Below are 10,203 nucleotides of genomic sequence, written 5' to 3' on the forward strand. Positions count from 1 at the left end.
ACGCCGGAGAATCACTTCGGCTTTGAGGGCGTCGCCTGGTACTGGCACTTCGTGGACGTGGTCTGGCTGGGCCTGTTCATATTCGTCTACTGGCTTGTGTGACAGCCGCCGGATTTATCCAGCGCTGTTATTATGGCATGACAGTTTTTTCATGATCTCGCGATGATCTTATCCCGCACAACTCAGTACGCCATTCAGGCACTTATTTATATGGCCACGCAACCTCGTGGCGTGGCAGTACTGAATCGCACCATTGCCGACCACCTGAAGTCATCCCCTACCTATCTTGCCAAAATTCTGCAAGACTTGTCCCGCGGCAACCTGCTTTATTCTTTCCGTGGAAAACAAGGGGGTTTTTGCCTGAGGGAAAATAGCGACAAAATTAATCTGATGCAGATCGCCATCCTTACCGAGGGTCCCGGATTCACCGATGGCTGCGTGCTGGGGCTCAAGGTTTGCAGTGATAAGGCGCCGTGCCCGATGCATATCAAATGGTGGCCAATCAAGCAGGAGATCGTGAAGCTATTGCAAAACCAGACTCTGGATATGCTTGCCGCCATGGTCGTAAGCGGCCGATATAAACTGACCGATTTACCGGAGGCCGCGCTTGGCGGTCAAGACCGTCTGGGCGTAACCAGCCCGGACGGATTGTAAAATTTATCAACGGAGCTCCGGATATGACCAAATGCTCATCGGATATATCACACGCTACTGATGACCCAGTTGATGTCCCGCTGGATTGCAGGGATTGTGGCGCCTATAAATTATGCATGTCCCTTTGGTTGAAGACGGGCGACCCATCTTTGCTTGAGCGAGTCGTCAAAAAAAAGCACGTGTTTAAACGCGGAGAAGTTTTGTATCGCATGGGGCAACCGATGGAATACATGTATGTCATCCGCGGCGGATCGGTCAAAACCAGCGTCAGCACTGAGGACGGGCAGGTGCAAGTCATAGGCTTTCACATAGTAGGAGAATTGCTGGGTCTGAATGCCATAGAGAGCCGGCAACACAACTGCGAAGCCCAGGCGACGGGAATGACCTCTGTTTGCGAAGTTTCCATTGATCGCTTTGAAGAACTGGCCAGCACGGATCCCGCCATCCAGCACGAAATTCTCAAGATCATGAGTGCGGAAATCCACCACAGCCACGAATTGCTGCTGTTGCTGGGTAAGCATAATGCTGAAGAGCGTCTGGCTACGTTCTTGCTCAGCCTGTCTCAGCAGTTCGCGCGGCGCCATTGTTCGGCTACCGAATTCGACCTGAGCATGTCTCGCAGCGATATAGGAAACCATCTGGGAATCGCTGAGGAGACCGTGTGCCGTGTATTTGCGCGGTTTCAGGATGACGGTCTCATCAGCAGCCAGTATAGACGTGTGAGGCTGAATGATCTGGAGCGTTTGAAGCAGATTGCTTACCACCGGCGCACCAGCAATGCTCGGGATTCCGTAGACCGCCAACTCGAAGCTTGACCTACCGTTTCTGTCTCAGTTCTGGGACAGCGATTTTCTTGTTCCAGGATACTTCACTGGTTTCTTGCGCGGACGAACTCAAGATTTGCTTCTCAGTGATCGCCACAGTTATTTTGCAAGCAGCACTACCGGGAACGACCATTTCCAGCAAGGGGCCTGTAAGGGTGATATTCGTCAGTGTTTATTGTCATTGCCCGGGATATGCTTTAGTTTCGAAAATGGCAATCTGATGCTTTTCATGTCTTTAAAAAAAAATTAAGCAAGGAAAGCGCGAATCGCGCGAATTGCTGATATTCTCCGTCCGGGACCTTTTTCATTTATTGTTTCCCCCAAATACCAGCCTTTCATAGTATTTCGATGAAGAGTTGAGTGTTGTTCTTTTTTTAATCTAAAGGAAAATCCATGCGAAAATTACTTATTACCCTTGCTACAATGTTGGCGTTTACGGGTTCTGCTCACGCAATCGTCAATATCAATACAGCCACTCAGGCCGAGCTTCAGACTATCCCAAGCATCTCAGCCGCCAGAGCCAAGGCGATCATTGAATATCGCACAAAAGCGGGTGCATTCAGGTCTACGGACGATCTGCTAAAGGTCGATGACCAACTGGATTTGCGCACACTCCGCAAGGATGTTACGATTACCGGCCCAACCAGGATTGACAAAGAAGTTAAACCTGTGGCCCATTAAGAAAAAGAAAAGAACAACGTCTGCCTGGAAGCTGCCAGGGACGAATCGTCCAAGGCAAATGAAAGTGGCGGAAGTTGCAAAATGATTATAGTAATATCGGGCAGACAAAACCACGGTTCTTCCGGGGTTTTGTCTGTTACCGTCATCGATAATCCTTAATTCCCTCCGGTTTTCGTTCTATCCTTGCGAGGATATGGTAAAGCAATTCGATTGTACAATGATACAGGCGGGTTCCTTTGCCATCTGCTATAATGCTGCCCTTTTGTCGTTCCGACTGAGGATCTGCCAATGTCCCGTTCCATTCGAAATATCGCTATTATCGCCCACGTCGATCACGGCAAGACCACCATGGTGGATAAATTGCTGCATCAGGCAGGCTCTTTTGCCGCGCATCAGCATATTGCCGATCGGGTGATGGATTCAAGCGATATCGAGCGCGAGCGCGGTATCACGATCCTCGCCAAGAATTGCGCTGTGGATTACCAAGGCGTGCACATCAATATTGTCGATACACCAGGCCATGCAGATTTTGGTGGTGAGGTGGAGCGCGTGCTATCCATGGTGGATGGAGTGCTGCTGCTGGTAGATGCGGTCGAAGGCCCCATGCCGCAGACCCGTTTTGTCACAAAGAAAGCGCTGGCTCTGGGGCTGCGCCCCATAGTGGTGGTCAATAAGGTCGACCGTCCCGGTGCACGTCCCGACTGGGTGGTGAATCATACTTTTGACTTGTTCGACAAGCTGGGCGCGAATGAAGATCAACTGGATTTTCCAGTGGTTTACGCCTCCGCGCTCAACGGCTATGCGATGCTGGATCTGAAGCAGACCAGTACCGATATGCGTCCGCTTTTCGATACTATACTCAAGCACGTCCCCGCGCCCGAAGGCAACCCCGACGAGCCGCTGCAACTGCAGATTGCTGCGCTGGATTATTCCAGTTTTGTCGGGCGTATCGGTATTGGCCGCATCAGCCGTGGCCGGCTCAGGCCCGCCCAGGATGTGCTGGTGCTGGGATCGGGTGCGCCGAAGAAGGTCAGGGTTAACCAAGTGCTGGGTTTTCGCGGTATCGAACGAGTCCAGCTGGAAGAAGCCATGGCGGGTGACATCGTCCTGATCAATGGCGTCGAGGAACTCAGTATCGGTGTGACGCTGGCCGATATCGATCGGCCCGAAGCGCTGCCGATGCGTGCTGTGGACGAGCCCACGCTGACGATGAACTTTCAGGTGAATACATCGCCTTTTGCCGGGAAGGAAGGCAAGTTTGTCACCAGCCGTCAATTGCGCGAGCGCCTTGAAAAGGAGCTGCTGACCAATGTCGCGATGAAGCTGGAAGAAACGGACGATACCGACTCGTTTCTGGTTTCCGGCCGGGGCGAGCTGCACCTCACCATTTTGCTGGAAAGCATGCGTCGTGAAGGCTATGAGCTTGCCGTATCGCGTCCGCACGTAGTGATTCGTGAAATTGACGGTGTCAAATGTGAGCCGTTTGAAATGCTCACCGTCGATGTTGAAGAGACTCATCAAGGTGGAGTAATGGAGGCGTTGGGCGCGCGTCGCGGCGATTTGCAGGACATGGTCTCGGATGAGCGCGGACGTGTGAGGCTGGATTACCGTATTCCCGCGCGGGGGTTGATCGGCTTCCAGTCCGACTTCATGACCATGACGCGTGGTACGGGGCTGATGAGCCATGTATTCGACGAATACGCACCCATGCGGCCGGAAATAGCTGCACGCCGGAACGGCGTACTGATTTCGGCCGAGCAGGGCGAAGCCGTGGCGTATGCGCTTTGGAAATTGCAGGAGCGCGGGCGCATGTTTGTCAGTCCAGGGGATCGTCTGTACGAAGGAATGGTGATCGGTATTCACAGCCGCGATAACGATCTTGTTGTCAATCCGATAAAGGGCAAACAGTTGACTAACATTCGCGCATCCGGAACTGACGAAGCTGTGACTCTGACTCCGCCGATCCAGCTCACTCTCGAATCTGCGATTGAATTCATCGCCGATGATGAATTGGTGGAGATTACGCCCAAGACCATTCGTATTCGCAAACGTTTCCTGCAGGAGCACGAACGCAAGAAAGCTTCCCGCGCCGCTGCGTAATTTCACGAGGCATATCGGGGCTGGGTGATGCGCTGGTTGAGCTCCGCCTGCACAACGTATTCATGCGGCCTGGCATGGCGCAGGGCGACTATAATTCTTCCATTTTGAACGACAAGAATGGAAGCGCCTTGCTCGCCATGAATGAAAGAACGCTCTGGTATGTCGCTGATCCCATGTGCTCATGGTGTTGGGGCTTCTCTCCGGTAATCGAAGCGATTCAACGTGAGTATGGCGCCCGGCTTGGAATAGAGGTATTACTGGGTGGTTTGCGGCCAGGGACGAAATATCCAATTCCCCCGGCGCAACGTGAACAGATACTCCACCATTGGTGCGCGGTGCAGCAGCTGACTGCGCAGCCATTCCGGTTTGAAGGCGCGTTGCCGGAAGGATTTGTTTACGACACCGAACCCGCCAGCCGCGGAGTGGTCACGGTATCGTTGATCAACCGCGAAGCGATCTTTTCTTTTTTCAAGATAGTCCAATCCGCGTTTTATATGGAGCAGCAGGATGTGACGAACTCCATTGTGCTGTCACAACTCGCCGCGAGGGTGGGAATAAATGCCCAGCAGTTCGGGCAGACGTTCGAGTCCGATATCGCGACGCGCCTGACGCTTGAACATTTCCGGAAGGCACGGCAGTGGGGCGTGCATGGTTTTCCCACTTTAATCGGGCAGAGCGGGGCGGATTACCGTCTGCTCAGCACGGGTTATTGTTCACTTGAAGAATTGCTTCCAAAGCTGGACGGGTGGCTGCTGGGTCAGCTTGATAATTCCGGGCCAAGCTCATAGTTTCCAAGGTACAGATCATGTATAAAGCATTTTTGAAGTTTTTTGCTTCGGCCGTGGTGCTTTCGATATTTTGCATCTCCATACCCGTATCCGCCGAGAAGGGAGGAAGCGATCATAAAACGGATCAGCATCGCCATCAAAAGGAAAAAAATTGGAATAAGGGCAAGAATTATCAGCATTATCGAGCTCGCAATATGCAAGCTCTGCCGGGTAATTTTAACTCGAGGCAACGCGCCGTTATTCATGATTATTATGGGCCCCGCTTTCAGAGCGGCCGCTGTCCGCCAGGCTTGGCGAAGAAGTACAACGGTTGCATGCCTCCCGGACAAGCAAGGAAATGGGGAGTGGGACGTCCATTGCCCCGGAATGTGGTGTTTTATGATCTCCCACCTCACCTGATCGCGCAATTGGGCATGCCTGGGCCGGGTTACCGCTATGTGCGCGTCGCCGCGGACATTCTCTTGATAGCAGTAGGTACCGGTACGGTTATCGACGCAATTATGGATTTGAACTCAATGTGAGCAAAAAATCGGCTTCTTTTGTTCAACAGAAGGCTTGCTCGACAAATAGCCAGGTGAACCGCGAGATTCTTTTTAACCGTTAATTTAATTAAAACGCGGGCGCATACCTGCCGACTTCTTCAACTCCGCGATACTAAATGTACTAAAGTCCGGTTCCGGTGGACCAGCCTAAGCGTTCCAGTAACCCCCGAAATGAGTCGCTCGCAATAATAAACGCGATAAGATAGGACGTTAAACTTAACATGACGATCGCGCCGAGGGATCGCCATGGGCTCAGGGTGGAGTAATGACGCCACTCCGATAGGAAGCCGGCATCTTCTGGTGCTTTGAGCGGTTTATATAGATCGAATTCCCTAAGGACAGTTTGTCGCGATCGGCGCAGCACATCCTGGACACCTGTTCGGTACGCGGTATCGATGAGGTCGGGCCGTTTTACCTGCCTGGCGGAGGAAGATTCCTCCACAGTAGCCTTTCTGCCCGCAAGTTTATAGAAACCCTGCATTCGATCCACATACCGATCCTCCGCGAACATCGCGTCCACCATTGCCTCAACGGTAGATACAAGTTCCTCATCCGGGACAACAGACTGGATAGTAGATCCGCCAGCTGATTTTGGCTTCAGGGTCCGGGCGATTTCATTGATAAATTCGTTTTCTTTTCTGGCAATGAGCTTGAGCCAGATTGCCTCGACGGCCTGCGGAGACGGCGCGCAGTTTTTTGTATTGTTATTGTCATACGAAGCGGCCTCAAGCAGCGTGTCGAGTTCCAATTTCGAGGCGCTTTCACAATCAGCGTCAATTGCCTCAAGCCTGGCTTTGAGAATGTCGTTCATGATGCTTTCCTGAAGCGAACACCTTATGATTGAAAGACGAATTGAACCAAGATTGGAAGCTACACAGTGTAACGCAATTTGTTAAATACGTGCACAGCTTGAACGCATGTACCCGACAGCGTACGGCCTGGCGAGGGCGCATCGATAGCGGGCACAATTCAGGCGGGTGTGAAGCGCTGATTCTTCCGTTGGAAACGAAAGCTTAATGCTCATGGAGGTTGACGGAAAATTGCGCCGACAACACGCGCAATCTATGCCTGTAAATCTGCTGGATTTCCTGAAAGCAGCTGCCCCGTCATATCGGAATGGCGGAAAAGACAGCGAGATCCTCTACAGCAGCTACTGTCCGACGTATGAGCTCATGGTTGCTCTCCAGCTTTATCATTCCACCGACGGCGAGTGACACAACCATTGCTTCAAAGGGATAGATAAGGTGAGCGCGGTATCTCTGCAATAGGCCAGTGCTATCGATGCCCGTAATTCCGCTATCTCTGAGCCCCTTTATATAAACCGACAAGAGCCTTGCCTCGTGAGCCCGCCGGACTTCCGGATCAAGCGCAGTCGCAAGAAAATAGGCAACGTCTCCTATGCCTTCCCCGAAGCGTACAAGCTGCCAATCAAGAAGGCCAGGTTGAGACTGACTCCAGAATAGATTACCGGGATGGCAATCGTGATGAACGAGTGTTTGCGGCGCATTAGAAAGAAAACGCATTACCTGGTGGCGATTTCGCGCATAGCGAACGGCCAGCGTATAAAGAGCCGGAGGTATGAGTTTTCCAGCCCGATGCAACCCCCGCATCATCAATGGAACAGCCAGGGCGGCGCCCAGATGATCTTCCATCCGACGTACAGGCGCCGCAAGCCAGTGGTAAGTTCGTGCGAGATCGGCTTTGCCCCAGAAATGAGCATGAATGCGGGCAAGCTGCTCAATAACGAGCGTGGCTTGTGCCGCGGTCAGGGCATCGCCGGTATGCCCTGCAGTCGCACCGGATTCGGTTACGTCGCTCAGAACCAGCGTCGACCCTTTCCCCAGCATGCTCTGTGCCGCCAATAGACCGGGTATCGCGATGGGTATGGCTTGAGCAGCTTCATTATAGAAGCGCACCTCCGTATGTAGCAACCTTGGCAAAGCGGTAATCATTCTTGCGCGCCACGTCAGCGACGGCAGTTTTACGAACCACCGTCTAGGCAGTGCTGCAGGTCCATTGTGCTCAATCGCAAGACGGATCCGCGTGGTCGTGCCGATATCAACCGAAACAACATTCACATTCGAGACGATTGTTTGAGAATGATGTTTGTTAATTACCCGCTGAGCCCAGCCAATGTTTAAATCGCCGGGTTGGCGTGCAAGAATATTATGATTCATCGCTGCCTGCCTCCAATGGAGTCAATTGCAACTGCTGTATAGGCGGTACCTACATCTGGTATTGAATTATCCTAAATCCCCTCGTAGCGAGCTTACCAGGAAGGTGAAGTTTACGGAGTACGAAAAATCTTTTTCGATTGTAGCGCTTAGTTGACAAAGGAGCTGGAAATAAGCGGTCAACTGCCGAATTTAGGATTAACCATGCCGTCCGCATGGTTCCAATATACAAAAAGGGAGCCGCGGCTCCCTTTTTGAAATGGCAGGCGGATAAGCCTGCGCCCAAAGCTATCAGTATTTGGATTTCCATTTATCGTCGAAGCGAGTTTCTTTAGTGTCGAAGTCCTGCCAGATATAGCCGGGCGTGATTATCGGCTCGGTTGGGACGTAGAACGTCACCAGATCGACGATGCCAGTCAACGATCGGCCAACCCCGGTTACGATTCCGGAAAACAACCCGGTTGTAAGTCCATAACCAATGCCTTTTTCATTGGTTGTCATTACCATATTCTTCGGAATTTCTCCTATGCCTGTTACCAGGTTCGCCATGCCGTGCGCAAGCTTGTCGCCGGCATCCACAGCATAATTGGCAGCGAATGCCCCCTGAGGTGAAAAGAATAACAATGCAGATAGCAACAGCAGCGGTTTAAGTATACGTTTCATCGATACCCCCCAAAAGTGGAACAAATTAAATCCCGCGTAATACTAGCATACCGCTGAGGCGTGGTGGCAGTGCCTGTTAAAAAACATTCTCCTGAATCCGCCCCCTGGCGAGCTTATCTAAGAGGTGGAGCTCAGGGGCACAAAAAAACCCTTTTCGGTTATAGCGTTTGGTTAACAAATGAGCTAAAAAATGAACGCTCGACTGCCGGATTTGGGATTATGCTTCAAGTAAGAAAATTCCGGCTTTGGCTGTATTTCAGAGGTAATCCGTGGGTGAGTTCGGGAGTAGGCGCAGGCGGCGATGTCCGCTGATGTGCAAGGATTAGCTTCTGTAGAATATCGGTGCTGCCATAGATACAATTGCAAATCGAATATTTATATTATGTTATGCATGCTGATCGCATTGACTCCGGAATATGAAAAGGGGAGCCATGGCTCCCCTTTTCATATCATGGCAAATGGATAAGCCTGTGGGAAAATCTATTAATTTTGTAACTTCCATTCCGGATGGAAGTGCGTATGCTTGGTCTCGAATTCCTTCCAGATAAAATCGGGGTAAATTATGGGCTTGGTCGGAATAATGAAAGTCACCAAATCTACAACGCCTGTCAACGTACGGCCAATTCCATATATGATTCCCGACGCCAATCCAGTGGTAAGTCCGTAACCGATACCTTTCTCATTGGTTGTCATTATCATGTTTTTCGGAACTTCCCCTATGCCTGTTATCGTATTCGCAATGCCGTGAGCGAGTTTATCACCTACGTTTTCGACGTAAGTATCAGCCATCGCGGCCTGAGGTGAAAAGAACAACAGCGCAGATAGTATCAGCAGCGGCTTCAATATATTTTTCATCGATACCTCCCTTTAAGTACATTAACAAATTAAATCAAGTTTAATACTAGCATACCGCCGAGGGATATGTGCACGGCATTCCAAAAATTAACGCTTTCGACAATATTTTCTGAGCCGTTTATTGATCTTGCGATACTGAATCAGGTATGGAACTATCGTTCGCTAACCGCATTGGTCATTGATGCTGGATAAGGCAAATAAAAAGGAAGCCTGGGCTCCCTTTTTATAAAATGACAGACAGACAAACAAGTCCGCATTCAAATCGTCATTGGTCTCATACAGCATATTTCTCGGAACTTCCCCCACGCCTGTTATCGCGTTCAGGGCGCCATGCCCGAGCTTGGCGCCTACGGCTTTGAAATGGCCGGGATCAGTCGCTGCCCGAGAAGAAAAGAATGCATTGCAGATAATAGCAGTAACGGTTTCAGTATATTTTTCACCAGCATCCCCAATCTGATTGAAAAAAATTAAACGGTGTCACTAGCATACCCCTGAGATATGTTTGGGCGAGATCTTGCTCCTCTATTAGGGCAGAGCTTGCCCATATGCACAGATTTTGGGGAACGTCTGCGTCCGCAGTCTTTAGTCGCCCATCCTGCATTATCAGCGCCTTAGAGGCGCACTGCGATGAATTGTGCTAGGCTTCGGCATTCCGTGATTTAGCCACTGTAGATAAAAGAACACGCAAGCCGCGTAGAAAAAAAACAGTTACGTGCATCTTAACCATTTTGTCTGACACAACCGACCCCCTGTCTTTGCGTCCTCTCTCCTCAACACAGCCTGGCCTGCCCAACACAGTTGTAACCGGCGTCGTACAATTTTCGGTGGTGATCCCCACGCTCAACGAGGCCGACAACATCGACCCCCTGCTGGCGCGCCTGTGCGAGCTTGGCCTGCCGCCAGAAAGTTTCGAGATTATCTT

Annotated in this window: 12 protein-coding genes; 8 read left to right on the forward strand and 4 right to left on the reverse strand. The window is 51.1% G+C overall.

All coding sequences use genetic code 11. The features are described 5' to 3' along the window. The 7 genes from BUA28_RS15055 to BUA28_RS15085 all read left to right on the forward strand — a co-directional run. Positions 1–102 (forward strand): cytochrome c oxidase subunit 3 (locus tag BUA28_RS15055; RefSeq protein ID WP_176767880.1); only part of this gene is annotated, 102 nt, incomplete at its 5' end. Positions 103–162: 60 nt separating this feature from the next. After that, positions 163–654 carry an RrF2 family transcriptional regulator gene (locus BUA28_RS15060; RefSeq protein WP_072768942.1) on the forward strand — a complete coding sequence of 164 codons (492 nt, stop codon included), beginning with the start codon at positions 163–165 and terminating at the stop codon, positions 652–654. Between the two features lie 23 nt (positions 655–677). Then, on the forward strand, positions 678–1,469 hold the full coding sequence (locus BUA28_RS15065; RefSeq protein WP_072768944.1) for a helix-turn-helix domain-containing protein: 792 nt from the start codon (positions 678–680) through the stop codon (positions 1,467–1,469). 402 nt (positions 1,470–1,871) lie between these two features. Then, positions 1,872–2,159 carry a ComEA family DNA-binding protein gene (locus tag BUA28_RS15070; RefSeq protein ID WP_072768946.1) on the forward strand — a complete coding sequence of 96 codons (288 nt, stop codon included), beginning with the start codon at positions 1,872–1,874 and terminating at the stop codon, positions 2,157–2,159. A gap of 288 nt (positions 2,160–2,447) precedes the next feature. Beyond that, entirely contained in the window at positions 2,448–4,259 is a 1,812-nt protein-coding gene (gene typA / locus BUA28_RS15075) for a translational GTPase TypA (protein ID WP_072768947.1), read from the forward strand. A 74-nt stretch (positions 4,260–4,333) separates the two neighbouring features. Continuing rightward, positions 4,334–5,047 (forward strand): DsbA family protein, encoded by a 714-nt coding sequence (locus BUA28_RS15080; RefSeq protein ID WP_256598348.1) that lies wholly within the window; start codon positions 4,334–4,336, stop codon positions 5,045–5,047. Between the two features lie 17 nt (positions 5,048–5,064). Continuing rightward, on the forward strand, positions 5,065–5,568 hold the full coding sequence (locus BUA28_RS15085) for a hypothetical protein (RefSeq protein WP_072768949.1): 504 nt from the start codon (positions 5,065–5,067) through the stop codon (positions 5,566–5,568). 142 nt (positions 5,569–5,710) lie between these two features. Here BUA28_RS15085 and BUA28_RS15090 read toward each other — a convergent pair whose 3' ends face one another. The 4 genes from BUA28_RS15090 to BUA28_RS15110 all read right to left on the reverse strand — a co-directional run bounded on the left by BUA28_RS15090 (position 5,711) and on the right by BUA28_RS15110 (position 9,281). After that, positions 5,711–6,400 (reverse strand): hypothetical protein, encoded by a 690-nt coding sequence (locus BUA28_RS15090; protein WP_072768951.1) that lies wholly within the window; start codon positions 6,398–6,400, stop codon positions 5,711–5,713. Positions 6,401–6,695: 295 nt separating this feature from the next. Further along, positions 6,696–7,766 carry an aminoglycoside phosphotransferase family protein gene (locus BUA28_RS15095; RefSeq protein ID WP_072768952.1) on the reverse strand — a complete coding sequence of 357 codons (1,071 nt, stop codon included), beginning with the start codon at positions 7,764–7,766 and terminating at the stop codon, positions 6,696–6,698. Positions 7,767–8,054: 288 nt separating this feature from the next. Further along, on the reverse strand, positions 8,055–8,426 hold the full coding sequence (locus BUA28_RS15105) for an exosortase system-associated protein, TIGR04073 family (RefSeq protein WP_072768955.1): 372 nt from the start codon (positions 8,424–8,426) through the stop codon (positions 8,055–8,057). Positions 8,427–8,909: 483 nt separating this feature from the next. After that, positions 8,910–9,281: an exosortase system-associated protein, TIGR04073 family gene (locus BUA28_RS15110; RefSeq protein ID WP_072768957.1), complete on the reverse strand. Its 372-nt coding sequence runs from the start codon at positions 9,279–9,281 to the stop codon at positions 8,910–8,912. Between the two features lie 728 nt (positions 9,282–10,009). Here BUA28_RS15110 and BUA28_RS15685 point away from each other — a divergent pair. After that, positions 10,010–10,203: hypothetical protein (locus BUA28_RS15685; protein ID WP_218124829.1), on the forward strand; the 194-nt coding region annotated here is incomplete at its 3' end.

The organism is Nitrosospira sp. Nsp11, assembly GCF_900142705.1.
In the GTDB taxonomy this organism is placed as follows: domain Bacteria; phylum Pseudomonadota; class Gammaproteobacteria; order Burkholderiales; family Nitrosomonadaceae; genus Nitrosospira.